Origin of the sequence: Elongatibacter sediminis, from assembly GCF_037892215.1 — a bacterium.
Taxonomy (GTDB): Bacteria; Pseudomonadota; Gammaproteobacteria; order Xanthomonadales; family SZUA-36; genus Elongatibacter; species Elongatibacter sediminis.
Genome location: NZ_JAZHOG010000002.1, coordinates 64,459 through 89,787 on the forward strand (window position 1 = coordinate 64,459; position 25,329 = coordinate 89,787).

Annotated in this window: 21 protein-coding genes; 4 read left to right on the plus strand and 17 right to left on the minus strand. The window is 64.5% G+C overall.

Annotation, left to right across the window (positions count from 1 at the left end):
- Positions 1 to 109 precede the first annotated feature (109 nt).
- The 6 genes from V3330_RS03105 to guaB all read right to left on the minus strand — a co-directional run bounded on the left by V3330_RS03105 (position 110) and on the right by guaB (position 8,860).
- On the minus strand, positions 110 to 3,169 hold the full coding sequence (locus V3330_RS03105; protein WP_354693929.1) for an IPTL-CTERM sorting domain-containing protein: 3,060 nt from the start codon (positions 3,167 to 3,169) through the stop codon (positions 110 to 112).
- A 91-nt stretch (positions 3,170 to 3,260) separates the two neighbouring features.
- Complete coding sequence (locus V3330_RS03110) at positions 3,261 to 3,884, minus strand: dockerin type I domain-containing protein (protein ID WP_354693930.1); 624 nt, start codon at positions 3,882 to 3,884, stop codon at positions 3,261 to 3,263.
- A 295-nt stretch (positions 3,885 to 4,179) separates the two neighbouring features.
- Positions 4,180 to 4,680, minus strand: coding sequence for a tRNA adenosine(34) deaminase TadA (gene tadA, locus V3330_RS03115; protein ID WP_354693931.1), 501 nt, complete (start codon positions 4,678 to 4,680; stop codon positions 4,180 to 4,182).
- A gap of 15 nt (positions 4,681 to 4,695) precedes the next feature.
- Positions 4,696 to 5,772, minus strand: coding sequence for a 2OG-Fe(II) oxygenase (locus V3330_RS03120; RefSeq protein WP_354693932.1), 1,077 nt, complete (start codon positions 5,770 to 5,772; stop codon positions 4,696 to 4,698).
- Between the two features lie 7 nt (positions 5,773 to 5,779).
- On the minus strand, positions 5,780 to 7,360 hold the full coding sequence (gene guaA, locus V3330_RS03125) for a glutamine-hydrolyzing GMP synthase (protein WP_354693933.1): 1,581 nt from the start codon (positions 7,358 to 7,360) through the stop codon (positions 5,780 to 5,782).
- Positions 7,361 to 7,402: 42 nt separating this feature from the next.
- The gene (guaB, locus tag V3330_RS03130; protein ID WP_354693934.1) at positions 7,403 to 8,860 is read right to left on the minus strand and encodes an IMP dehydrogenase; all 1,458 of its coding nucleotides are present in this window, start codon (positions 8,858 to 8,860) and stop codon (positions 7,403 to 7,405) included.
- Between the two features lie 158 nt (positions 8,861 to 9,018).
- Here guaB and xseA point away from each other — a divergent pair, with 158 nt between their 5' ends.
- The gene (gene xseA, locus V3330_RS03135) at positions 9,019 to 10,428 is read left to right on the plus strand and encodes an exodeoxyribonuclease VII large subunit (RefSeq protein WP_354693935.1); all 1,410 of its coding nucleotides are present in this window, start codon (positions 9,019 to 9,021) and stop codon (positions 10,426 to 10,428) included.
- Between the two features lie 5 nt (positions 10,429 to 10,433).
- Positions 10,434 to 11,015, plus strand: a complete 582-nt coding sequence (locus V3330_RS03140; RefSeq protein ID WP_354693936.1) for an IMPACT family protein — start codon at positions 10,434 to 10,436, stop codon at positions 11,013 to 11,015.
- Here V3330_RS03140 and V3330_RS03145 read toward each other — a convergent pair.
- Genes V3330_RS03145 through V3330_RS03155 form a run of 3 tightly spaced genes read right to left on the minus strand, consistent with a single transcriptional unit; the run spans position 11,008 to position 13,524 of the window.
- Positions 11,008 to 12,072, minus strand: coding sequence for a saccharopine dehydrogenase family protein (locus V3330_RS03145; protein ID WP_354693937.1), 1,065 nt, complete (start codon positions 12,070 to 12,072; stop codon positions 11,008 to 11,010). The two genes, V3330_RS03140 and V3330_RS03145, sit on opposite strands and share 8 nt — an antisense overlap.
- The gene (locus tag V3330_RS03150; protein ID WP_354693938.1) at positions 12,069 to 12,893 is read right to left on the minus strand and encodes an SDR family NAD(P)-dependent oxidoreductase; all 825 of its coding nucleotides are present in this window, start codon (positions 12,891 to 12,893) and stop codon (positions 12,069 to 12,071) included. Before V3330_RS03150 ends, V3330_RS03145 begins: the two co-directional genes overlap by 4 nt.
- Positions 12,894 to 12,918: 25 nt before the next feature.
- Positions 12,919 to 13,524, minus strand: coding sequence for a helix-turn-helix transcriptional regulator (locus V3330_RS03155; RefSeq protein WP_354693939.1), 606 nt, complete (start codon positions 13,522 to 13,524; stop codon positions 12,919 to 12,921).
- A 159-nt stretch (positions 13,525 to 13,683) separates the two neighbouring features.
- On the opposite strand from V3330_RS03155, the gene nhaA reads away from it, so the two are divergent.
- Positions 13,684 to 14,919, plus strand: coding sequence for a Na+/H+ antiporter NhaA (nhaA, locus tag V3330_RS03160; protein ID WP_354693940.1), 1,236 nt, complete (start codon positions 13,684 to 13,686; stop codon positions 14,917 to 14,919).
- Positions 14,920 to 14,991: 72 nt separating this feature from the next.
- On the opposite strand, the gene V3330_RS03165 is transcribed toward nhaA, so the two are convergent.
- The 7 genes from V3330_RS03165 to V3330_RS03195 all read right to left on the minus strand — a co-directional run bounded on the left by V3330_RS03165 (position 14,992) and on the right by V3330_RS03195 (position 23,768).
- Positions 14,992 to 17,031: an oxidoreductase gene (locus tag V3330_RS03165; RefSeq protein ID WP_354693941.1), complete on the minus strand. Its 2,040-nt coding sequence runs from the start codon at positions 17,029 to 17,031 to the stop codon at positions 14,992 to 14,994.
- A gap of 3 nt (positions 17,032 to 17,034) precedes the next feature.
- Positions 17,035 to 17,826 (minus strand): S-methyl-5'-thioinosine phosphorylase, encoded by a 792-nt coding sequence (locus V3330_RS03170; RefSeq protein WP_354693942.1) that lies wholly within the window; start codon positions 17,824 to 17,826, stop codon positions 17,035 to 17,037.
- Positions 17,823 to 18,383 (minus strand): hypoxanthine-guanine phosphoribosyltransferase, encoded by a 561-nt coding sequence (locus tag V3330_RS03175; protein ID WP_354693943.1) that lies wholly within the window; start codon positions 18,381 to 18,383, stop codon positions 17,823 to 17,825. The genes V3330_RS03170 and V3330_RS03175 overlap by 4 nt, the downstream gene beginning before the upstream one ends.
- Positions 18,384 to 18,386: 3 nt before the next feature.
- Positions 18,387 to 19,436 (minus strand): beta-N-acetylhexosaminidase, encoded by a 1,050-nt coding sequence (nagZ, locus tag V3330_RS03180; RefSeq protein ID WP_354693944.1) that lies wholly within the window; start codon positions 19,434 to 19,436, stop codon positions 18,387 to 18,389.
- 4 nt (positions 19,437 to 19,440) lie between these two features.
- The gene (gene rlmD, locus V3330_RS03185; RefSeq protein WP_354693945.1) at positions 19,441 to 20,772 is read right to left on the minus strand and encodes a 23S rRNA (uracil(1939)-C(5))-methyltransferase RlmD; all 1,332 of its coding nucleotides are present in this window, start codon (positions 20,770 to 20,772) and stop codon (positions 19,441 to 19,443) included.
- Between the two features lie 84 nt (positions 20,773 to 20,856).
- Positions 20,857 to 21,456 carry a YdbL family probable chaperone protein gene (locus tag V3330_RS03190; protein ID WP_354693946.1) on the minus strand — a complete coding sequence of 200 codons (600 nt, stop codon included), beginning with the start codon at positions 21,454 to 21,456 and terminating at the stop codon, positions 20,857 to 20,859.
- 89 nt (positions 21,457 to 21,545) lie between these two features.
- Positions 21,546 to 23,768 carry an AsmA family protein gene (locus V3330_RS03195; protein ID WP_354693947.1) on the minus strand — a complete coding sequence of 741 codons (2,223 nt, stop codon included), beginning with the start codon at positions 23,766 to 23,768 and terminating at the stop codon, positions 21,546 to 21,548.
- Between the two features lie 50 nt (positions 23,769 to 23,818).
- Here V3330_RS03195 and V3330_RS03200 point away from each other — a divergent pair, with 50 nt between their 5' ends.
- Positions 23,819 to 24,607 carry an Hpt domain-containing protein gene (locus tag V3330_RS03200; protein ID WP_354693948.1) on the plus strand — a complete coding sequence of 263 codons (789 nt, stop codon included), beginning with the start codon at positions 23,819 to 23,821 and terminating at the stop codon, positions 24,605 to 24,607.
- Here the strand turns inward: V3330_RS03200 and pdxJ are convergent.
- Complete coding sequence (pdxJ, locus tag V3330_RS03205; protein ID WP_354693949.1) at positions 24,591 to 25,310, minus strand: pyridoxine 5'-phosphate synthase; 720 nt, start codon at positions 25,308 to 25,310, stop codon at positions 24,591 to 24,593. The two genes, V3330_RS03200 and pdxJ, sit on opposite strands and share 17 nt — an antisense overlap.
- Between the last annotated feature and the right edge of the window lie 19 nt (positions 25,311 to 25,329).

Here is a 25,329-nt window from a genome sequence, read left to right on the forward strand (position 1 = left end):
TTTCGATGGGTGTCGCACAAAAATACAGTGGGTGTCCCACAAAAAAACCGTCCCATAAAAATACCCCGGAGCGGTTGCTCCGGGGTTGATTGGGTTGGTTGGATTGGGCTTAGGTGAAGCGGCGGAAGCCGACCATGCCGATGCCGAGCATCAGAAGGGCCAGGATGGCCATGCCGTACTGGCTGAGGGTCGGGATGCCTTCGAAGAACACCGTGTTGGTGATCGTGCAGGCGTCGCCCTGGCCGGCGCTGACGGTGATGCTGCCGCAACCGTTGTCGATTTCCACGGCATCGTCGTAGACGCGTTCATAGACGAAGCAGTTGGTATCCGGGTATTCCGGAATGACCTGCGCGTTGAAGTCATCCGGACCATTACCGTTAAACGTCTTGCACCAGTTGGCGATCTCGATCAGTTCGAACTGGGCCTGATCCACCATTTTGATGAGCCCACAGCCATTATCGCCCGCCGGGGCTTCCTGCGTATCGCCGAAGATGTCATAACCGCCGACGATCTCGCCATCGCACCAGAGGGTCAAGTCATACCGCGTGTCGATGCCGGCATCGAGGCTGTTGCCTTCGAATACCCACTCCTTGGTGATGACCACGTCCACCGGATCCGGTGAATTGGTGATCGCACAGAAGTTGTCGTCACCGCCGTCCACATCGATGAAGTGGCAGCCCGGGTTATCGACATCGTCATCCACGTAGTCGCTGGCGCTGCCGCCGGCGTCATAGGATGCGGAGTAACCGTTCGGCACGTCCTCGGTCACGGTGCAGTCCATCTCGCCACTGTCGAAGTCGCCAACGATGAACTTGACGTATTCCTCTTCGGTGATGAGCTTGGTCTGCTCCAGTGGCAGGCCTGTGTTGCAACTCAGCGTTACCAGCACTTCGCCCGGGTTATCGTCGGTGAAGTCCTTGGTCACCATGAAGGTCGCGTTACCGCCGATCAGCAGCACCAGGTCGTAGAAGACCTCGACGCCGTTCGGATTCGACGTATCGGTGTAGGTGCAACGCAAGGTATCCGTGGTGCTTTCAACGCCACCAGGATCCGTGCCTTCGACCACCACCGTGGTAGACCCACCTGACGGAACCGTTGCCGGGAAGCTCGGGCTGAGGATGGTGAAGCCTGCAGCACCGTCATCCAGCGAGCAATCGAGTTCACCGTCCGCACCCTGATCCAGGGTCTCGTTGAAGGTGAACGAATACTGCGCGGAACCACCCGGCTCGACCAGCTCGGTGTGGACCGTACCGCTGGGCGTTTCGGGATCGACATCCGACTCGGCATCGATCACTTCACAGGTGACGGTGTAGTTCTCCTGGAAGCTCTGTACGCCTTCCGGATCTTCAGCGCCTTCTACGACGACGGAGGACCAGTCACAACCATAGCTTGCTTCGTAGGTTCCGACCGTCTCGGTATCGCAGGTGAAGGTAACGTTCCGGCTGCCGCCCGGAGCCACGATTTCGTTGGTAATCGCCGGGTTGACCGATATGGCGGCTCCCATCACCTGGTTGAGCGTGCAGCTCACATCCATATCCGCGTCACCCGCCGAAGCGTCGTTGCGAATCTGAAGTGGCAAGGTCGGATCCGGGTCATCCTGAACGACCGAACCACCGGCATTGAAATCCAGGGTCGAGCCGCTGACGGGCGTCGATGCATAGATCGCCGGGTCGGGTTGACCGATCGTACAGGTCACCGGGAAATTCGCCGGGGTGTTGGCGTTGTCGTCGTCGTGCGTGCAGCTCAGCGTATCGTTGTAAACGCCAGGCAGATCGCTGGAATCGCAAGCGACGGTCACGACCTGATTCGGGCCAGCTTCGGGCACTGAATAGCCGCCGCCACCGCTCTGGATGGAGATGGGCCCACTGCCGTCCAGGAGCGAGCACGTTCCACTCAGGGTCGAATTCGGATCACCGCTGTTGTCGATCGTCAACGTTCCGGTCGGATCGGTGTTGTTTTGCGGCACCGGGCCCAGATCCAGAGGATTCGGATTCGGGGTCGCTGTGATGGCCGGCTCCGGCGGAATGTTGCAGTTCAAGGTGTACGTCGCCGGCGATGGATTCGAGCCATTGTGCGAACACGACAGCGTACCGCCATTGTGGTTGCCCGGAATGGCGGTGTCACAGGAAACCGTCTCGGTTTCGGCTCCAGCACCCTGTGCCACGGAGAAGGATCCATCCGTGGTGAGGCTGTAGGCATTGTTCGGATTGTTCGTGAACGAGCAGCTTCCCGTCAGGGTCGTGTTCGGATCTCCGCTATTGGAAATGTCAACGTCCAGCGTCGGATCCGGGTCACCTTTCGCCACCGTGCCAAAGTTGAGGGCCGATCCCGCCGCAGGAGTTGAGCTGTAAGCAGGCGCCGGTCCCGGCGTCACGGTGCAACTCAGGCTGTACACGGCCGGGCTGGATTCACCCGTGTCGTCGCCATTGTGCGAACAACTCATGGACGCCGTGTACGTGTTGGGTGCCAGGCTGGCATCACAGGTAACCGTTACCTGATCGTTCGGTCCAGCAGCGGGCACCGAGAAGCTGGTGTCGCCGGTGATTGTGAACGCGTTGTTCGTATCGCCCGACTCCGTGCACGAACCGGTCAACGTCGTGCCGGATGCACCCGAGTTGTCAATACCGACATTCGCTGTTGGATTGCTGCCGCCCTGTTGCACCGATCCGAGATCGAGCAGGCCCGCATTCGGAGTGAAGTCCGCGGCTGGACCTTCGATGGTGATGCTGCCCGGGTCGGTGCCGTTCGGTTGTACTTGTCCGCCCCCATTGCTGTACACCTCATTTTGAACGTCCAGAGGGTAAACGCCGGCAGGGGTCGAAGAAATATCAAATGCGACCTGACCGCTGAAATCGGGGAGGTCCTCGCCGGGGAAGAAACCCGACACGAATCGGAGAACACCGGGTGAGGGATTGGAGCAGCCCCAAATGCCCGGACTGGGGCATGTGCCCGTGAGATCGGGCGTCATGACCGCGGCATTGTAGGTCACTTCAAACTGGGCACCCGTTCCATTATTCGCACCGTCCTCGTATTGCACGGTGATATTGATGCTGGAGGTACCCAATGGCGCGACATCGTCTTCCACGAGCGCCCTCGGCTGAGCCATGGCGACACTCGTGCCGAACAGCATCAGCAAAGCTGACAGCAGCGTAATCTTGTTAACGTTCATGCAACACTCCAATTCGTCGTATCTATCGTATTTTTTATAACGCCACTCGCGAAATTCCTGACTTCACACTCAAGCGCGACAACCAACAGGCTCAGCCCCCAAGAATGACCGACTGAACACAACCGTAATCGAGTACATTGACTGAACCGTCCAAATTACAATCCGGCTGGCCACTCTGAAGATTCCCAAGGATGTCCTGTTGCACGGAGGAGTAGTCCAGTACATTGACCGTCTCATCCGCATTGGCATCCCCAATGAGCAAAGAGCCGACCGGGGTCGAGGCGTGTGATTCGTAAGAGTCATAACTGACTTTACCGCCCGAAAACCCACCCAGTCCGTTCGGCAGACCCATCCGAACCGCTTCAATCGTTCCACTACCGGATGAGAACGAACCCGTGGCCGGATCCGTGGTCGCATCCACATTGACCCAGTATTCGAAGTTACCGCCGGAATTGAACTTGACCTCGATGAGATTCCAGCCGGTTACTGCCGCCGCACTCGCGGAAGCGCCACCGGCGCCACCGGCATCGAAGTTGAAATTCGTGCCGTCGAAGGAAATATCAAAAAGCACCCCGGAAGGCGCTTCATTGGAGTAGGCAACGAAAATATCCGCGTCGCCCGAACCTGTCAGTTGGGGCAATACGTAAAATCGGGCGATCATGGCCGAGTGGGAAGGACTGTTGTCCTGCACATGCCCGGTATTGTCGAGACTCATGCCGCAGAATTCGGAAACCCGGGACACGGTCGGCGGTGATGCAGCAGTGGTTGCGCCCGATGCACCGCCGTTCCAGCCGGTCGTGGTACACGCAAACGCGCTCCCCGACACTGCGAACGACATCAGGCAGCCAAATATGACACGCTCCATGTTACTCATCATTTGGTCCTTGAAACGTAGTGTTTTTAGGCGATTGCACCTGAATCATACAAGTATTTTGCGGTGGAGTCGATAATTCATGAACTATTTCGGCCAGCCATAAGCCAGCCGTAAACCCCGATTTCCGGCGGGCCGTTCATTCTTCCACCCCGGATTGCGCATTGCCGCCGGCGCGCCGGTCGCGGAAGAAGGACTTGAGCAACTGACCGCACGGTTCTGCGAGACATCCGCCCTCGACCGTGATGCGATGATTGTGCGCGGGATCTCCCAGCACCTGGAAACGTCCGCCGGCGGCACCCGTTTTGGGGTCCGCAGCCCCGTACACCACCCGGGCCAGGCGCGCGTGAATCATGGCGCCGGCGCACATGCAGCACGGTTCGAGCGTGACATAGAGTTTGCACCCCGGAAGGCGGTAATTGCCCAGACGCCGCCCGGCATCCCGCAGGGCCAGAATTTCCGCATGGGCGCTGGGGTCGTTGAGGGTGATTGTCTGATTCCAGCCGCGACCGACCACCTGGCCCTCGCGCACCATTACCGCGCCGACCGGCACCTCACCCTGGGCCTCGGCTCGGCGGGCCAGATCCAGGGCTTGGCGCATCCATCCGGCATCCCGTTCATTCTGGCCCCCACTGGCCATGCCGCTGCCTTCGGATCAATCCTGCCGGCGCAGCAGGCGTTTGAGCGCCCGCAACGGTGCAGTGACGCGCCAGGAGGTCGACTGCTCCAACTCGTGAATGCGTGCCCGCAGCGCGGCGGTCGACGGATCCGGCGCCCCACCCGTTGCATCCGCTTCCGATCCGCTCCCGAGCGGGGGAGCCGTCATAGCGCGCAAACGGTTCACCTCGCCGTACAACCGCTGGATGTTGAGATACAGCCGGCGCAGATGCTGATCGCGCCGTGCCAGCAGCACGCGCAACTCCTGCATGTCTTCGCCATCCAGGGTCCGGCCGGGCTGAAAGCGTTCGGGCAGGTGCCGTTCCACGTAAACGGTGGAATGTTCCTGCGCGGTCTCGTCGGACGGCCGGGTATCGGTGTAGTAATACAGCGCGAACGATCTGCGTGAGCGGTGCTCCTGCCCGGGCGGCAGTTCGATGCGCCGAAAACCGTGCCAGGAATGCTCGTTGGTCTCGAAAATCACGCAGCGGTTCATCAACGGCGTCACGGTGACGATTTCGTCTTCGGCCGGCGGCCGGTACGGATCGCGGTGGAGTTGCAGGGAACCGCCCCAGTCGTCCTGCCAGGTGTCGTTCAGATAGACGATCAGGTTGAGACGCCGGTGCTGGCGGGTGACCGGGTGATAATTGAAGTCGACGTGCGGGTCCAGGTCCTGCCCGGCGCGGTTCTCATGCGTACCACCCCCGAAATAATAGGGGTCGTACTGCAGATCGGAGATGCCGGTGATCCGCCCCACCAGGCCCCGGAACGCCTCTCCGCGCACGAGGTCGTCGAGCCGTTTGTAGGCCGGGCCCAGTCCGCGCACCTTCTCCTGGGTCGCCTTGCCACCGATCTCGCCATTTTCATTGATGGCCTTGCGCTCGTCGAAAGTCGGAAACTGGGAAACCAGCTCGGAACAAAAAGCCCCATCGAAGAAATCGTCGATGACCACGTGCCGGAACGGCGATGCATCGCGGAACCGTTCGCGCCAGGCCTCCACCCGGCCCGTCACCTCTGAGGATATCTCCCGGCCCAGTGCGGCCGGATCCACGCGTTCCGAAATGCTCGTGTTCATGTGGACCTCATTCCCATTCGATGGTCGCCGGCGGTTTGCCCGATACATCGTAAACGATGCGCGAGACACCGTTGATCTCGTTGGCGATCCGCAACGAAACCTTTTCCAGAAACTCGTAGGGCAAGCGGGCCCAGCGGGCCGTCATGAAATCCACGGTTTCCACCGCGCGCAGCGCGATGACGTACTCGTAGCGGCGCTGGTCGCCGGTCACGCCCACCGACTTGACGGGCAGGAATACCGCGAATGCCTGACTGACCTCGTCGTACAGGCCATCGTTTTGCAGTTCTTCGATGAAGATATGATCGGCGCGCGCCAGGATCTCCAGGTATTCCGCCCGCACCTCACCCAGCACGCGCACGCCCAGCCCGGGGCCGGGAAACGGGTGCCGGTAGACCATTTCACGCGGCAGTCCCAGTTCGACACCGATGCGGCGCACCTCGTCCTTGAACAACTCACGCAAGGGCTCGACCAGTTCGAGCTTCATGGTCTCCGGCAGGCCGCCGACATTGTGGTGGGACTTGATCACATGCGCCTTGCCGGTGGCGCCACCGGCCGACTCGATCACGTCCGGATAAATCGTGCCCTGGGCCAGCCAGCGCGCATCGCTGAAGCGCAGCGCCTGCTCTTCGAACACTTCGATGAAGCAGCGACCGATGATCTTCCGCTTGGCTTCGGGATCCGCTTCGCCGGCGAGGGCATCGAGAAAACGTTCCTTGCCCTCCACCTTGACCACGTTGAGACCCATGTGGCGATCGAAGGTCGCCATCACCTGGTCGGCCTCGCGGAAGCGCAGCATGCCGGTGTCGACGAATATGCAGGTCAGCCGATCGCCGAGGGCGCGGTGGAGCAAGGCGGCCACCACGCTGGAATCGACCCCGCCGGACAAACCCAGAATGACTTCGTCCTGCCCCACCTGCGCGCGCACCCGTTCGATGGCGTCATCAATGATGTTGGCGGCGGTCCAGTACGCTTCGCAGCCGCAGATCTCCAATACGAAGCGTTCGAGAATCCGCTGCCCCTGCGCCGTGTGGGTCACTTCGGGATGAAACTGGACACCGTAGAAATTCCGCGACTCGTCGGCCACCGCGGCCACGGGCGCCGATGCCGTGCTGGCGGCAAGCGTGAACCCCGGCGGCAGTTCGGCGACCTTGTCACCGTGGCTCATCCAGACGTCGAGTTGCGGACGTCCGGTCGCATCGACATGGTCCTCGATGCCCTGCAACAGCCTGGATGGTTCGCACAGGTCGACCCGGGCATAACCGAATTCCTTGAAATCGGACGCCTCGACCACCCCGCCCAGTTGCGCGGTCATGGTATGCAAGCCGTAGCAGATGCCCAACACCGGCACACCGAGTTCGAACACGATGCCGGGCGCCCGCGGTCCGTCGTCGGCGTGCACCGATTCCGGACCACCACTGAGAACCAGCCCCTTCGCAGCGAACTTTTCGATGGCCCGGGGATCGGCGTCCCACGGCCAGATCTCGGAATACACGCCGGCTTCGCGGATGCGCCGGGCGATGAGCTGAGTGTATTGCGAACCGAAGTCGAGAATCAGAATCCGGTGTTGATGGATATCCTGCTGGCTCATGCGTTCTACCCGTACCCGCCGCTGCCCGCGGCCCTTGTGTGATCAGGAGAGCTTGTAGTTCGGTGCTTCCTTGGTGATTTGCACATCGTGCGCATGGCTCTCACGCACTCCGGCGTTGGTGATCCGCACGAACTGCGCTTCGTTCCGGAAGCGCTCGATGGTTCCGGTGCCCATGTAACCCATCGAGGATCTCAGGCCACCCAGCAATTGATGCACGACACCGGACAACGGGCCCTTGTAAGGCACCCGGCCTTCGATGCCCTCCGGCACCAGTTTGTCCGCCGACACTTCGTGCTGGAAGTAACGGTCCTTCGAACCCTGCTGCATGGCGCCGATGGAACCCATGCCCCGATACGACTTGTACGATCGGCCCTGGTACAGCTCGACCTCGCCCGGCGCTTCCTCGGTACCGGCGAACAGGCCGCCGATCATGACCGACCAGGCGCCGGCCGCGATGGCCTTGGCGAGATCACCGGAAAAACGGATTCCGCCATCGGCGATCAGGGGCACGCCGCAGCTTTCCAGTTCGGCCGCCACGTTCGCCACGGCGGTTATCTGTGGCACCCCGACGCCGGCCACGACGCGCGTGGTGCAGATCGAACCGGGCCCCTGCCCCACCTTCACGCCGTCGGCGCCGGCTTCGACCAGGGCCCGTGCACCTTCGGCCGTGGTGACATTGCCTCCGACGACCTGAACATCGGGGAACTGCTGTTTCACCCAGCGAACGCGCTCGATGACACCGCGGGTATGCCCGTGCGCGGTGTCGACCACGACCACGTCGACGCCGGCGGCCACCAGGGCGGTCACCCGCTCCTCGGTGTCTCCGCCCACGCCAACCGCGGCCGCGACGAGCAGGCGCTCCTGCGAGTCCTTGGCCGCGTTCGGGTAATCGGTGGATTTCTGGATGTCCTTGACCGTGATCAGGCCGCGCAGTTCGAAATCGTCGTTGACCACCAGCACTTTCTCGATGCGGTGCTTGTGCAGCAGTTCCAGCACCTCGTCCTGGCTGGCGTCTTCGTGCACGGTGATCAGGCGATCCTTGCGCGTCATGATGTTGCGTACCGGATCGTCCAGCTTTTTCTCGAACCGCATGTCGCGCGAGGTGACGATACCGACCAGTTCGTTTCCGTCCACGACCGGCACGCCCGAAATATTGTGCCGGCGCGTCAGGTGCTGCACCTCGCGGATCGTGGTCTGCGGGGTGACTGTAATCGGGTCCTTGATCACGCCCGCCTCGTACTTCTTGACGATGCGGACCTGGTCGGCCTGCTGATCGAGGGTCATGTTCTTGTGCACCACCCCGATACCGCCTTCCTGTGCCATCGCGATGGCCAGCCGGGCTTCGGTCACGGTGTCCATGGCCGCCGACACCACCGGCGCCTTGAGACTCAGGTCACGGGTGAAACGGGTACCCAGATCGACGTCCCGCGGGAGGATGTCGGAATAAGCGGGTTGCAGAGAAACATCGTCGAATGTCAGGGCTTCACCGATCAACTGCATGACGGCGGTTCTCCTACGGACTGCGGTTACGGGATACGCCGACGCCCGGGCCGGCCCGGGCGTCGAAGGTCAAGCCGGGGATTATAACGCCTGCGACGGGTCCGGGTCAGCGATTTCGGGCGCCGAAAACCCGAATCCGATCGTTTATGATGCCCCGCATGAGCAACATCCCGACCGAGCCTTCAGCCTACGTCTACTCGCCGAGCGAATTGAATCGCGAAGCCAAACTACACCTGGAAGCCGGATTTCCGCGCGTGCTGGTGGAGGGCGAAGTCTCCAACCTGTCGCGCCCGGCCTCAGGACACCATTATTTTTCGCTGAAAGACGAGTCGGCGCAGGTGCGCTGCGCGATGTTTCGCTCGTCGGTTCAGCGTGCCCGCACCGAGCTGCGCAACGGTCTGAAAATCGTCGCGCGGGGACGCATCAGCCTGTACGAGGCACGCGGCGAATATCAGCTCATCGTCGATTCGGTGCGCGACGCCGGTGAGGGCGCCCTGCAACGCGCGTTCGAGGCGCTGAAGAAAAAACTCGGGGACGAGGGCCTGTTCGACGCGTCGCTCAAGCGCCCGCTACCGGCCTTCCCCTGGCGCATCGGCGTCATTACCTCGCCTTCCGGTGCCGCCGTCCGTGACGTCCTGCATGTGCTGAAACGCCGCTGGCCCGCTGCCGCGGTGCGCGTGTACGGCGCCTCCGTTCAGGGCGCCGAAGCCGCCGGAGAATTGCGCGCCGCACTGGCGCGCGCCAACCGCGAGGCCTGGGCCCAGGTACTGATCCTGGGCCGTGGCGGCGGTTCGCTGGAAGACCTGCAGGCCTTCAACGAGGAATCCCTGGCCCGGGCGGTGGCGGATTCGACTCTGCCGGTGATCTCGGCGGTCGGGCACGAAACCGATTTCAGCATCTGTGACTTCGTTGCAGACCTGCGGGCACCCACGCCATCGGCGGCCGCGGAGCTGGCGACGCCGGACGGAGTACAGGTCAAAGCCGGGCTCGAGCGTCATCAGCGCATGCTGAAACAACGTATGCAGGCCGGCCTGCAGCAGCGGATGCAGCACCTGGACCACCTGACGCACCGGCTGGCCCAGCGCGATCCGGCGCGGCGCATCCGCGAGCAGGCCGACCGCCTGCGTACGCAACGGACCGCGCTCGGCCGTCTGCTGCGGCGCCGGCTCGCCGACCTGTCGCAACGGGTGGCGGGCGCCGAAGCGCGCCTGAATCGCCAGCACCCGCAGCGCCGCCTGAACGAGCGGCGTGAACACCTCGAACGCCTGGCACGGCTCAATCGAAAACAGGCGGCAGGATCGGTGGATCGCGCACGGCGGCGGCTGGCGGAGCTGGCACGTACGCTCAACGCCGTCAGCCCACTGGCCACTCTGGAACGTGGCTACGCCACCCTCTCGGACCCGCAATCCGGCCGGGTGCTCACGTCGGTTCGCGAAGTTCAAACGGGCGCCCGGCTGGACGCGCGGCTGGCCGACGGGCGCATTCACTGCACCGTCGACTCGGTATCGGCGGTGCCCGCCGAAGACAAACCCGGCGTGGATACGGACGGCCCGCAGGGACCCGCATAACGACCGTGCAAACCCTGGCCGCCCCGGTCTCCAACGAAACCGTCGTCCGGCACAGCCGTTTCGTCGCACACGCCGGTCCGATCCCCGGTCCGGACGCGGCCACGGTTTTCCTCGAATCGGTTGCCGATCCCGCGGCCACGCACAACTGCTGGGCATGGACCTGCGACGGCGCCTGCCGTTTCAGTGACGATGGCGAACCCGGCGGCACGGCCGGCCGCCCCATTCTGTCCGCCATCGAGGGCAAAGGCCTGGACCGGGTCATGGTGGTGGTCACCCGTTACTTCGGCGGCATCAAGCTGGGCGCGGGCGGGCTGGTACGCGCCTATGGCGGGGCGGCCGCCCGTTGCATCGATCAGGGGCGGATCATCACGATACACGCCACCGAAACGGCCGTGATCGAATGCGGGTTCGAGTGGACCGGAGCGGTACACTCAGTCCTGGAACGGTGTGCGGCCCGCAAGCTGGAAGAATCGTTCACCAGCGACGGAATCCGGCTGCGAATCGAAGTGCGGGCGGACCGCCTGTCCGACCTCGAGCACGGTTTGCGGGACAGCACACGGGGTTCGGCCCGGCTGCAGGTCAGTTGACCGGCGACAGCTCCAGGGTGACGCCGGGCAGGGTCGAGGCGTAGTCCGCCCCCATCAACAGTGACGGTGTGTAGTAACCGCCTTCGACTTCGTTCTCCAGCAGATACCCGGCAATGCCGAGCGATGCCAGCACGGTGAGGTCATAGCCGTTCGGCGTGGTCATGGTGGCGCTGACCGTGCGCCCGTCGGCGCTGTGCACTTCGCCCCAGAGTTGTGCATCGGTCTTGCCGCGCCGCTCGTTACTCGGACCACTGACGGATCGCTCGATCCGGCCCTTGAGGAATTTCTGTACCGGACTCCATCCGAGCACCGGCTGCAGCCAGCGCATCCGCCGCAGGCGACGCAGCGTGGCGGGTGGCACGGCCATGTAGACCTCGACGTCCGGTACTCCGGTACTGATGTGCGCGGTATAGACATCACCCCAGGGAATGGTGACCGCGGTCCGCTCGCCATGGGCGAACGGTATGGTGCGCGACCGCCAGGCCAACGGCACCCGAATGAGTTGTCCGTCACGGCGCACCGTGCCGCCACGCCCCAGTCCCTCGACACTGGTCTTGGCCGTGCCCGGACTCGGTCCGCCTCCGGCCTCGAACGCCAGCGTCAAACGGGTCGCCGCCGGCAGTGCGCGAACCAGGGTGGCGGCCAGACAGTCACTGGGCACCACATCGAATCCCACACCGGGAATCAGCACGATGTCGGCCCGTCGTGCCTCATCGTTCTGACGGTGGGCATTCTCGAACACGGAAATCTCGCCGGTGATGTCCAGGTAATGCACACCCTCCGCCAGGCAGGCTTCGATCATGGGCTGGCTGGTGGCCGAAAACGGTCCGGCACAATGCAGAACCAGCCGCAGACCGTGCAGCTCCCGCCGAACCGCTGCGGCATCATCCAGATCGAAAACCGCGTGGCTCAAATCCAGTTCTTCGGCCAGGCGGGACACCGCGGCCTCATTGCGCCCGGCCAGTATCGGCCGCAAGCCGCGGCGTACCGCTTCGCGGGCGGTCAATTGTCCGGTGTAGCCATTCGCGCCGTAAATCATCCAACGGGTTTCACTCATGCCGTTCTCCCGTCCGCCCTGGCCGACAGACGTTGTACCTGCCGGTAGTAGCGGCTCGGCCACCAACGTTTCAACAGCAGCGCGAACCGGCTGCCGGGGTGGGTCAGAACCAGAAAGCGCCGGTCGCGAACGGCTTCCGCCACCGCGGCAGCGACATCTTCGGCACTGACGCCCGAACGCGCCATCCACCGTTCCACCCGTTCGGTATACGTCGTATCGGCGGAACGGAAGGTTTGCATCAGATTGGTCTGCACGAACATGGGACAGACCACCGAGACACCCACCCCGGCCTCGTCGAGTTCGGTTTTCAGGTGTTCCGAAAACGCGATGACCGCCGCCTTGGCGGTCCCGTAAGCGGACAGGCCAGGCATCGCGCTGAAACCGGCGAACGAAGACACGTTGACGACATGGGCCTGCTGCCCGTCGGCCGCTTCGCTTCGCAACAGCGGAATAAATCGATGGCAGCCGCGGATGACGCCCATCAGGTCGACGTCGAGCACCCACTCCCAGTCTTCCAGCGGGGTGTCCTCGCAGTTGCCCGCGACCGCGACCCCGGCGTTATTGACCAGGACGTTGCAGCCGCCCCACTCGGCGACCACTCGCTGCGCCAGCCGGTCCCATTCCGACTGCCGGGTGACATCGAGGCAGGCGTCGATGGCGGCCGCGCCTGTACGACGCAATTCAGACGCCACTCCGGCGGCACGTTTCGCATCGATATCGGTAACCGCGACGGCGTAGCCGTCCGCGGCGAAGTGGTGTGCCATGGCGGCGCCGAGTCCGCTACCGGCTCCGGTGATGACCGCCACCGGTTGATGGCTCACGTCATCCTCCTGTTGTGCCGGCTGTTCAGAACAGACTGCCCTGCTGACGGGTCTCGGCCGGCTCGGACTCCGCTTCCGTGTTCTTCTTGCCCCTGCGTTTGGCTGGCGCCGGCTGCGGGGGTTCAGGCACCGGTCCGGACGCGGGTTCCGGGGCCGATGCCGCGGGCGGCTCAACCGGCTCGGCCGCCGGACGGGAGTCTTTCACGGTCTGGGCCTCAGGGCGCGTCGCGCTTTTGGCCTGCGGCTGTTGTTGAGGCCGCGGTGCGGGTTTGCTCCGGGTTCGGGATTTCGGTTTGGCCTTGTTCTTTGGCGCGGAAACCACCGCGGATTCCGCCGCCGGCTCCGACTCCCCGGAGGGAGAACGGTGGACCAGGCCGACCAGCCGCGACAGGGTGCAGTGCGACTCGATCGGGTGCCGCAGCGTTTTGCGGCCATGAATCTGGTAGCGGTTGCAGCGGCCGTGCTTGGTCACCGACAGGTAACCGGCATCCTGCAGCTCGCGTACGATTTTCTGCACGGCCCGTTCGGTGATTCCCACCTGGCCGGCGACATCCCGCAGCCGCGCTTCGGTATTACCCGCCAGAAAAAGCAACACGTGTCCGTGGTTGCTGAACAAGGTCCAATCGCCCATCATAGCCCCTCGCGCCAGGGTGGCGGCGCTATCCGCTATCCCTACTTCATGGTCGGCATGACAACACCGTTTCCCGGAATGATAATTCGTGTTTATTAATTCTTCAATGATTCCGGGCACAGCGCCCGGCCCCCGGCGTTCCAGGCTGGGGTATCCAACGTGATCCGCCAGGCATCCGCACAGGCTGCCCAGGCCCTGCGAGAATTCCTCAAACTGGAGTCCGCCGGCGGCCTGTTGCTGGTCGGCGCGACGGTTCTGGCCCTGCTTCTGGCCAATATTCCGCCAACCTACGAACTCTACCAATGGGTGCTCGATCTGCACCTCACGGTGACCCTGGGCGGCCTCGGCGTCGACAAGCCGCTGCTGCTGTGGATCAACGATGCCCTGATGGTGCTGTTTTTCATGCTGGTCGGGCTCGAACTCAAACGCGAGGTGGTCGAGGGGCAGCTTTCCCGCCCCGAGCAGGTCGTGCTGCCGGCACTCGCGGCCATCGGCGGCCTGGTCGTGCCGGCACTGTTTTACCTGGCGATAACCAGCGACGCCGGTTCGGCGCGCAACGGCTGGGCCATTCCGACGGCGACGGACATCGCGTTCGCCCTGGCCGTGCTCGGCCTGATGGGCTCGCGCGTGCCGGTTTCGCTCAAGGTGTTCCTGACGACGATCGCCATCGTCGACGACATTGCGGCCATCGTCATCATTGCCCTGTTTTACACCAGCGACCTGAGCACGACGGCCCTGGGGCTGGCCGGAATCGGCGTGGTCGCACTGTTCCTGCTCAATCGTTCCGGTGTCATGCGGCTCGCGCCGTACCTGCTGGTCGGCGCGTTCATCTGGTTCTGCGTACTCAAGTCCGGGGTCCATGCGACCCTGGCCGGTGTGGTCGTGGCGGCATTCATCCCGCTGCGCGCCGATGACAGCAGGTCTCCGGCCCGCCACCTGGAACATGCCCTGCATCCCTGGGTCGCGTTCGCGGTGTTGCCGGTCTTCGCCCTGGCCAACGCAGGCGTTTCCCTGCTCGGGCTGGAGGCGGAAGACCTCACCGGACCGGTACCCGTGGGGATTGTGCTGGGCCTGTTCGCCGGCAAACAGATCGGCGTGCTGGGCATGGTCGGTCTGGCCTGCCTGCTGCGCATCGCGCGCCTGCCGGACGGCGTCAGTTGGGGCCAGGTTTTCGGCGTTTCCGCGTTGTGCGGTGTGGGGTTCACGATGAGCCTGTTCATCGGAACCCTGGCCTTCGAACACGGCGATTTCGATCTGCTGTCGGGGGTCAAGGTGGGCGTCATTTGCGGATCGGTGCTGTCCGCGATCTGGGGCATCGCGATTCTGCACTTTACCCTGCCGGCCGCGGCCGAATCGGCGGAGGGCAACACCGAAGCGGAATCCGTCGATCGCTGAGGCCGGGGCCCGGGAGAACGCAGCCCGCGGGACCAGCACCCCCTGATTCCGCAACCGGGCGGGTAATACGGGTCACAGACGGGCGGCGAGTTCGGTGCCCTGCTTGATCGCCCGCTTGGCGTCCAGCTCCGCCGCCACATCCGCCCCGCCGATGATGTGCACGTTCGCGCCCGACTCCTGCAGGGGCTCCAGCAGGTCACGGCGCGGTTGCTGTCCGGCGCAGACCACCACGGTATCCACCGCCAGCACCTGCGCTTCGCCGTTCACGCTCAGGTGAAACCCGTCATCGTCGATGCGGTGGTAGGTCACGCCGCTGACCATGTTCACCCCGCGGCGACGCAGGCTCAGCCGGTGAATCCAGCCGGTCGTTTTGCCCAGGTTCTGGCCGGGTTTGCTGGTCTTTCGTTGCAGCAGCCACAGCTCCCGCCCCGATTCAGACGGGCACGGCTCCATGCCTTCCACTCCACCGCGCGCCCGCAAACTCATGTCGATGCCCCATTCCCGTGCGAATGCCTCGGGTGTCGGCCGGTCCATGGGGTCGTGATCCGGGTGCTCGAGGTATTCGGCGACATCGAAGCCGATGCCACCGGCGCCGATGATGGCGACTCGCCGGCCCACCGGCGCCTGACCGGCCAACACGTCGATGTAGCCCAGCACGTTGGGCCGGTCGATGCCGTCGATGGCCGGGGTCCGGGGGACCACGCCGGTGGCCAGCACGACGTCGTCGAAACCGGCGAGGGTCCCGACATCGGCCTGCGTGTTCAAGCGCAGATCGACACCGGTCAATTCGATCTGCCGGGCGAAATACGCCAGGGTTTCGTGAAACTCCTCCTTGCCCGGAATCCGCTTGGCCATGTTGAACTGACCCCCGATCTCGCCGGCGGCTTCGAACAGGGTCACCGCATGCCCCCGGCCCGCGGCCGTGGTCGCACAAGCCAGCCCTGCCGGGCCGGCGCCGACCACCGCGATCCGGCGCCGGATCTGGACCGGTTCGATTCGCAATTCGGTTTCGTGACAAGCGCGTGGATTGACCAGACAACTGGCGGTCCGGCGGGAGAACGTATGGTCCAGGCAGGCCTGGTTGCAGGCGATGCAGACATTGATTTCATCGGCCCGGCCCTGTTCGGCCTTGCGCACGAACTCGGCGTCCGCCAGCAACGGCCGCGCCATCGAGACCATGTCGGCGTCCCCGTCCGCCAGCACACGCTCGGCCACCTGCGGGGTGTTGATCCGGTTGGTCGTAATCAGCGGAACCCCGACTTCCCCCTTGAGCCGCCGGGTCACCCAGGTGAACCCGGCCCGGGGAACCATGGTGGCGATGGTCGGAATACGGGCCTCGTGCCAGCCGATTCCGGTATTGATCAGGGTTGCGCCGGCGGCTTCCACCGCCCGGGCCTGGGCCACGATTTCAGGCCAGCTGTTGCCGTCGGGCAGCAGATCGAGCATGGACAGGCGGTAGATGATGATGAAATCGGGCCCCACCGCCGCGCGCATGCGCTCCAGAATTTCAACGGCGATCCGATACCGGTTCCCGGTGTCTCCGCCCCAGTCATCGTCCCGCCGGTTGACGCGCGGCGTGGTGAATTCGTTGATGAAATACCCTTCCGAGCCCATCACCTCAACACCGTCGTACCCGGCCTCGGCGGCCAGGCGGGCGGCGCGGACGAATCCACGAATCTGCCCCTCGATACCGCGGGGTGACAAGGCCCGGGGTTTAAATGGAGAGATCGGCGACTGGATCGCGCTGGGCGCGACGCACAGCGGATGGTAGCCATAACGCCCGGCATGCAGTATCTGCAGGCAGATCTTGCCGCCTTCGCGATGTACGGCGTCGGTTACCGGCCGGTGGGTGCGTGGCTGCCACGGCCAGGCCAGGGTCGACGCGAAAGGCGCCAGCCAGCCCCGAACGGTCGGGGCGAATCCGCCGGTGACCATCAAACCGGCGCCACCGGCCGCGCGTTCCGCGAAGTAGGCGGCCAGCCGCCCGAAATCCCGGCCGCGATCCTCCAGGCCGGTGTGCATGGAGCCCATCAGGACGCGGTTGGCCAGGGTCGTGAAGCCCAGGTCCAGAGGCGCCAGCAGATGTGGAAATTCGGACGAGGTCGCCGCCATCCGTCAGGCCCGGGCCGCCAGCCGGCCGGCGACAGCACGGATCAGACGACGCACGCGCTCCATCGGCTCACGCAGGGTCTCGGCAATATCCTCTTCGGACAAGCGTTCGCCGGTGATGCCGGCTCCGAAATTGGAAATGACGGCGATACCCGCATAGTCCAATCCCAGTTCCCGCGCCAGCGACGCTTCCGGCAGTGAAGTCATTCCGGCCATGTCACAGCCGTCGCGCCGGGCGCGTTCAATTTCGGCCGCGGTCTCCAGCCGGGGTCCCTGGAACACCCCGATGCAGCCGCCGTCGATCAACACGATGCCCTGCTCTTCGGCAGCCGCCAGCAATTCGTCGCGTAGCGGCCCTTCGTACGGGTAAGTGAAATCCACGTGAACCAGCTCGTCGTCGGCGGAATCGGACAGCGTGTGCTCGCGCCCCCAGGTGTAATCGATCAATTGATCGGGTGCGACCAGCACGCCTGGCCGGCACTCGCGCGCAATGCCGCCGACCGCGGAAACCGCCAGCACGTGCCGTGCGCCGGCTTCGCGCAACGCCCACAGGTTGGCGCGGTAGTTGACCCGGTGCGGGGGCAGTACGTGGGGGCTTCCGTGCCGCGGCAGAAACACCGTGCGGATCGGCGTGTCGGTCACCTCGCGAATCGGCGCCGACGGCGCGCCATAGGGAGTTTCGATGGCGATCTCGGCGCAGTTCTCGTCCAGTTCGGTCAGGCCGGTGCCACCGATCAGCGCCAGGGTCGGGGTCGAAGTCGAAGTCGAAGTCGAAGCCGGGGTCGGGCCGGGGTTCATTCGCCTTCCTCCAGCGCACGCAGTTCGGTCAGGTGACGCCAGTGCTCATGGACGTCCATGCCGCAACCGAAAACGTACCGGTCATCGACGTCCATACCGATGAAACGCGGCAATTCGCCGGCCGTTTCCCGGCCGTGCTGTTTACGTACCAGAACGGCGCTGTTCACCGAACGGGCTCCGCGAGCCAGGCAATATCGTTCGATCAGTTCCAGGGTGAGGCCAACGTCGTAAATGTCGTCGACAACGAGCACGTGCTGATCCTGCAGATTGAGCCGCGGCGGCACGCGGAAATCCAGTTCACCGCCCTGCGTCTGCCCGGAATAGCGGGTGGCGTGCACGAAATCCATTCGCAGCGGCATGTTCAGGCGGGTCGCGATCCAGGTGGCCGGCAGAATCGCACCGGTCATGACCGCCAACAGGATGATGTCGCTGTCGCCGTAATGCGCATTGATTTCGACGGCCATGCGGTCCAGGGCCTGCCCGATTTCATCGCGGCCGGCGATGAGGTCGGATTGCTCCAGCAGTTCTCGCGGATCGGAAAAGGAGATTTCGGACATCGATCAGACTCCGGTTGACGAACGGGGGTGGTTGAGTGCCTCGAGGCTGGCGCACCACTGGCGCCATTCACCGGCGCCGCCCGAGGAAGCGCTGGCCAATTCTGCCGCACTGAGGGTCGGCGCTCCGAACAGCGCCGAACGGGCGGTGTCGGCATCGCCCAGCGCTTTACCGCCTTCAAGGGCGCCGAGCAATTCTTCCACATCTTCCGGCCGGCAGACCAGCACCAGATCACAACCGGCCTCCAGGCACGCCCGGGTGCGCGACGCGAGATCGCCCGCCACGCGTGCGGCATGCATTCCGAGATCGTCCGAAAGAATCACCCCGCGGTAGTGCATCGAACCGCGCAGGTGATCGTTGAGCCAGCGGGTGGAATACCCCGCCGGCTTGCTGTCGATCCGCGGGTAAACCACGTGCGCGATCATCAGGGCGTCGAGGTCGCCGGCCAACTCGGCGAACGGACGCAGGTCCAGGGCTTCCAGTTCTTCGAGGGCACGATCATCGACCACGTCTTCGGTATGTGAGTCGGGACGCACGGATCCGTGACCGGGAAAATGCTTGCCGGTGGTCTTCATGCCCGCGTCGTGCATGCCGGCCAGGTAGGCGCGACCCAGTTCGATGACGACTTCGGGATCGGCGGCAAAAGCCCGGTCTCCGATGACCGAACTACCGCGGTTGAGATCCAGCACCGGCGCGAAGCTGAGATCGATGCCGACCGCCAGCATCTCCGAAGCCATCACCCGTCCGTGCCGGTAGGCGAAATCGGCCGCGCGCGACGGCGACTCTTCCCACATCCGCCCGAGCGTGCCCAGGGGCGGCAGTTCCGTGAATCCCGCCTGCAGTCGCTGTACCCGCCCTCCTTCCTGGTCGATGCAGATCAGCGGTCGTTGCGGGCTGGCATCGCGGATGGCGCCGATCAGTTCGCCCAGCTGCTCCCGGTCGCGAAAATTGCGTTTGAACAGCACCACGCCACCCACATCGGGGTGCCGCAGCCATTGCCGCGTGCGCGGCTCCAGCGACTCGCCATTAAACCCGATCAGGAGCGGACCGGCCACGCGCTCAGCCCGCCCGCCCGAACACGGCGATCGACTCGACATGTCCGGTATGGGGAAACATGTCCATGACACCGGCGGCCTCCAACCGGTAACCGTGGCGGCTGGTCAGAATACCGGCATCCCGGGCCAGGCTGGCCGGATGACACGAGACATAGACGATGCGCTCCGCCCCGCTGGCCGCCACCGCCGGAAGCACGACTTCAGCACCGGATCGCGGCGGATCCAGCAGCACGCGGTCATACGAACCCCGGAGCCAGGGCACAGCGGTCAGGTCACCGGCCAGATCGGCCGTGTGGAACACGACATTGTCCAACCCGTTGTGGCGCGCATTGGCGGCAGCCCTTCCCACCAGCGCCGCATCGCCCTCCACGCCCACGACCGATGCCGCCCGGCGGGCCAGCGGCAGGGTGAAATTGCCCAGGCCACAGTACAGATCCAGCACGGCATGCTGCGGCTCGGGCCGCAAGTGTTCCAGGGCCAGGTCGATCATCGCCCGATTGAGTTCGGCGTTGACCTGGATGAAATCCGCCGGCCCGAAAACCAGTTCGATGTCGTGCGCGGGCAAGGTGAATGCGAGGGTGACGGACTCCGGCTCGAGTGCGGTAATCGTGTCCGGGCCACCCGGTTGCAGCAGCACGGCCACGTCCGCATCGATGGCGAAGGCCCGCAGACGTTCGTGGTCGTCCGCGGTCAATGGCTCCAGGTGGCGGAACACCAGGGCGCAGATCTCGTCACCGCAGGCGACCTCGATCTGCGGAATCCGTTCCGGGCAGGACAGGGAATCGATCAGGGCCGGCAGACGGGGCAGCAGGCGCGCGGCGCGCGAATCCAGAATTTCGCAGGAATCCATGTCGGCGACATAGCGGCCGCGGCGTTCACGAAAGCCCACCAGAACGCGTTGCTTGGCGGTGACCCGCCGAACGGAAAGGCGTGCTTTGCGACGGTAGTGCCACTGCGGACCGGACAGCGGCGGCAACACATCTTCGGGCTCCACCTGCCCGATCCGCCGCAGGTTCTGCAACAGGGTATCCTGCTTGGCGAGTATCTGGGCCTGCGGCGCCTGGTGCTGCAATGCACAGCCCCCGCAAAACTGAAAATGGGGGCAGCGCGGCTCCACCCGGTCAGGGGAAGCCTGCAGAACCTCGGTGACCTCGCCCTCGTCGAAACTGCGCTGGCGCGCTGTCAGGCGGAAACGGACCCGCTCACCGGGCAAGGCGCCGTGAACGAACACTTTTTTGCCCTCGATGTCCGTAACACCACGGCCATCATGACTGAGTCCGCTGATGTCCGCTTCGAACGGCGTGTCCGGCAGGCGGCGCCGGGATCGTCGACTCATTTCCGACTCCGATGGAAATTCGAACCGGCGCCCCAAACAAGAACCGGGCCCGTACGGGCCCGGTCTTCAGGGATGAGGCTCCAACTACTTTTGTGTCCAGGCACCGCTTTCGTCCTGGTAATACCAACCGGCCCGCGCTTTCTGGATCCATTCCTGGGCGAAGGTTTCCTGAATCTGCTGTTCCCACTCCGGGTGACCGTTGGCGACGGCGATTTCCCGATAGACCGCTTTGCGGTCGCGATTTTCCTCGGCCACCACGCTTTCCAGATTGCGGCGCTCGCTGAGCGAAACGGCGGAGCGATCCCGAACCGTCACCAGCCCATCGCGGGTGAAACCGACCGCGCCGGCGTCGAACAGACTGTTCAGGCTCTGGCGTTGCCGCTGCGCCATGCGTGCCTTGATTTCATTGATCTGCGGCGTGTTGATGTCGATGCTGGGTTGTTGCGCGTGGGCGCTGGGCACCAGAAAGTCCAAAGCACTGGTGGCCGCCCACAGCAGCACGTCACCGCCCGGCCCCTGACGCGGTGACAGGAACCCTTCCTCGCGGGACTCCCCGAGCACGTCGCCGACGAATTCCTCGGCGGCCCGTTCCGCCGCTGCGGCGGGGAAATACACGTTGATGGTCACGCAGGCGGCGAGCAGCGCGACCACGGACAGGGACAGAAATGCAATCAGCTTGTTCATCGGCTCAGCCTCGAATCGGTTCGGCGCGCTGGCGGCGCGGGCACAATAATATCAGACCATGAAGCCGGTCATTGGTGCGATAAGCTCATTCACTCCCCGTCACCGACCCGTATGCCCTCCCCTTCCGAGGCTGCGGCGAGATTGGCGACCAGTTGGGGGAAATCCATGCGCCGATTGTAAGCACGGATCATGATCTTGGGCACGCCGCTGCCTTCCATGATCAGCACACTGTTTGGATCATCATCCAGTCCGCGCAGCACGCAGACGTTGTTGCTCAATACGCAGCCCATGCCGAGCCTGCGGTAGGAAAAATTGCTGAACAGGCGCATCAGCGGACCGGTGAGCGCGGCCGTCGGTCCGCCCCCCCCGATGGTGGTGAGGCGATTGACGGCCTGGCGGGAAATCGCGCGGGATTCCTGCTGATCCACCGGCGTTCCGAACCAGGCATCGAAGGCCACGGGCTTCCAGTCCAGCATGCGCAAGTCGCGCATATAACCATCGAGTCGCCCGGAAATCCGGCCGAAAGAAAAGGTGTGCGTCAGGCGTTCGAGATCGAGGTTGTCTACTTCGAGGTCGGCCGCCAGGCTGGGGAGCACGCCGAACGGCCGTTCCACGCGCAACCCGGACAGGTGCAGAGACCCGTCGAATACCTCGACGTCAATGCGACCGTCGACGGACAGGACGCCCCCCTCCAAACTCACCCCGGGGATATCACCGCTGATCCGGCCCTCGAAGCGGGGCCAGTCCAGCGCTTCGGTCAGCGCCCCCATTTCCATGTCGTCGAGCGATGCCTGCACGGTCACTTCGGGTTCGGAGCCTGCCGCCGCTGTATCGGACGGTAATCGCACATCGATGCGGTCCAGCGACAACCGACCGCCCAGCACGTCGAGACGCAATGGCTCGGCCAGGGCGAATCTGCCGGGCGCGGTGGCGATCACCGCCGCGCCGGACCCGAGGTTGATGCGCTGCAACAGCAGGCCACGCCAACTCACACGGGAATCGATCGGGCTGGAACCGGCATGCAATTCCGCTTCCAGTCCGGTCACCGCGAAACGTTCCCGTTCACGGTCGACGATGGACAGGTCGCTAATTTCCAGCCGTCCCTCGGGAAACCCCGACCCTGCGGCACCCGCTGCAGTGATGGCCGGCCCCTCGCCCTGCCAGCGTACGGCACCGGTCAGGGTCAGCCCGTCCAGCGACAGGGGACCCAGCAACGGTTCCAGGTAGCGTTCGTACGCGCCGGGGAAATTCAATTCGAGCCGGTCCACCCGGTATTCCAGGGAATCAAGCGGTTCGGCCGGGTCGAATTGCGCGCGTGCCTCGACCTTCAGTGCGCGACCGTCGTCCACCCGCCCCTCGCGCAAGTGAATGCGATCGTCGCCGACCTCGATATCGGCGTGCAGGCTCAGCGGCACCTCCTCGAAGGCGGTGTAGAAGCGGTCCAGCAGCAATTCACCCGCGCCGATGGAAACATCCGCGACGAGCCGCGGCGATCCGGACCATTCGGCCGAGCCCTCCACGCCAAAAGCCAGGGCCGCGCCGGCATACAGGCCGTCCGGCGAGTCGAAGTCCAAACCGTCGACGGCGGTCCGGAACTCCGCCGTTCCGGGCCCGTCGGCTGGCAAGCGCAGGCTCAGGCGTCCGCTGGTTCGTCCCGCCATGACCCATTCGAGCGCAGCGAGCGGCAGGGGCCACGCCTGCATGGCCTGGATCGGCTGCCCGTCCCAATCCACCTGCGTCGAGACCGAACCGCCATCGCGCCGTGCCTCGAACCGGCCGGCGAAGTCTCCGGAGCTGAATTCGGACCGGAGAGCCCAATCGTCGTCGAACCGGATTTCGTCGATAGCACCGCGTACTTCGAGGGCGGGCTGCATATCCGCGCGTTCGAGTGCGAGCCGCCAGGATGCGCCGCGACAGAGTTCCGGCAGCGAAGCCTGTGCCTGTGGTTGCACTCCCCCACCGCGTTCATTAACGGGGTTTCCGGACGGGCGGGCCGTCGCGCCCGGATCGTCACCGGCCGGTTGATTGCAATGGATTTCGACCTGTTGCAAGCGCCAGTCCGATGCCAAGCTGACCTGCCCGGCACGTACGACGACGCCCGGAGCCACGGGGCCGCCGGCCTCCCCGAGTTCAGCCACCACGTCAATGCCGGTGGCCACGAAATCCTCGTAGGTCACCCGGTCCACTTGCGCGGTTACGGTCAGGGCGAAGGCCGGACCCACCGGGAAAGCCAGCAACAACACAGACAGAAGAGCCCGGGCCGCCAGCCGCGGGCGCCCGACCTCGCACAGCCGGCTTGCAACATTCCTCATCACGGCTATTCTGACAGAACAGAGGGGAAATCGTTGCGTGGTGCCGAACCATGTCTCAAGGGGAACCGCTGAACCGTTTGCAGCCCGGTCAAGCCGGCCGTGCTCTCGTGGTCGACGACGATCCCGTCTGCCGACGGTTCTGCGCCGATGTGCTGTCGGCACACGGCTGGCGGACCCACCAGGCACGGACCGCGGACGAAGCGCTGCGTCGACTGGGTGCCGCCCTTCCGGACCTTGTTCTGCTCGACTGCCGCCTGCCCGACCCGGAGGCCCGTCAGCGGCTGATCCGGCAATGTGCAGCCGCCTCCCGGGACCGTCCCATGATCCTGGCCATGAGCGCCGATCCGCCCGGCACGGATGCGGCAAATCCGTCCCGGGAACCTGTTCCGGGCCACTTTCTGCGGAAACCCTTCGCGGCCGGTGATCTCCTCGCCGCCGTCGGCACCGCGATCACCGGCCACCGGACTTCCGGTTCCGTCACGCCTCGCGGCGACAATCCGTTTCCGAAACGGGAACCGGATGCGCCGGCACCGGCACCGTACGAAAATCCGTCGGCGGTCTTCGTCGAACGATTTCGTCGGGAACTGCCGGATGATCTCGACCGGTTGGATCAGGCGCTTGCCACCCGAGATTGGCTACTGGCCCGGCACACGCTGCATCGCTTGCGCGGAGCCGCGGCCATCAGTGGTCAGGGTGCGATCGCCGAGGACTGCCGCCGACTCCACCTGTGCCTGAAACAGGCTGGGCCGACACCCGGCTGGGGGGCTCTGTATACCGCCCTGCTGGAAGACGGGGCGGTGGTGCGCGCGGCAGCGAGCCCGGTCAGGCGGCGCGAATGAGTTGACCGATTTCGCGCACGGCCGCTTCCAGGCCCACGAAGATGGAGCGGGCGATGATGGAGTGTCCGATATTGAGTTCGGTCATGTGGGGGAGACGAGCGACCGGTACTACGTTGTCGCGGTGGAGCCCATGTCCGGCATTGACCTGCAAGCCCCGTTCATGCGCCAACTCGCAGGCGACACGAAGGCGTTCGAGTTCCGCATCCTGCTCGTCGCCGGACGCATCCGCATAGGTGCCGGTGTGCAGTTCGATGACCGGCGCTCCAACCGTGCAGGCCGCCTCGATCTGGCCGGGGTCGGGGTCGATGAACAGGGATACCCGGATGTTCGCCGCGGAGAGCCGCTCAACTGCATCCGCCACCTGCGCTTGCTGGCCGCGAACGTCGAGGCCCCCTTCGGTGGTCAGCTCCTGCCGTTTTTCGGGAACCAGGCAGACGTCCGCCGGCCGGTGCGTGAGCGCGATTTCAATCATCTCCGAAGTCACCGCCATTTCCAGGTTCACCCGGGTTGAACAACGGCCACACAGGGCGCGCACGTCGGCATCCTGAATATGCCGGCGATCCTCGCGCAGATGCACGGTGATGGAATCGGCGCCCGCCCGTTCGGCGTATTCAGCGGCTTCGATCACCGACGGATACGTGGTGCCGCGCGCCTGACGCACCGTGGCCACGTGATCAATATTCACTCCCAGAAGTACGGTCATTGCTAGCTTCCTGTCCTGG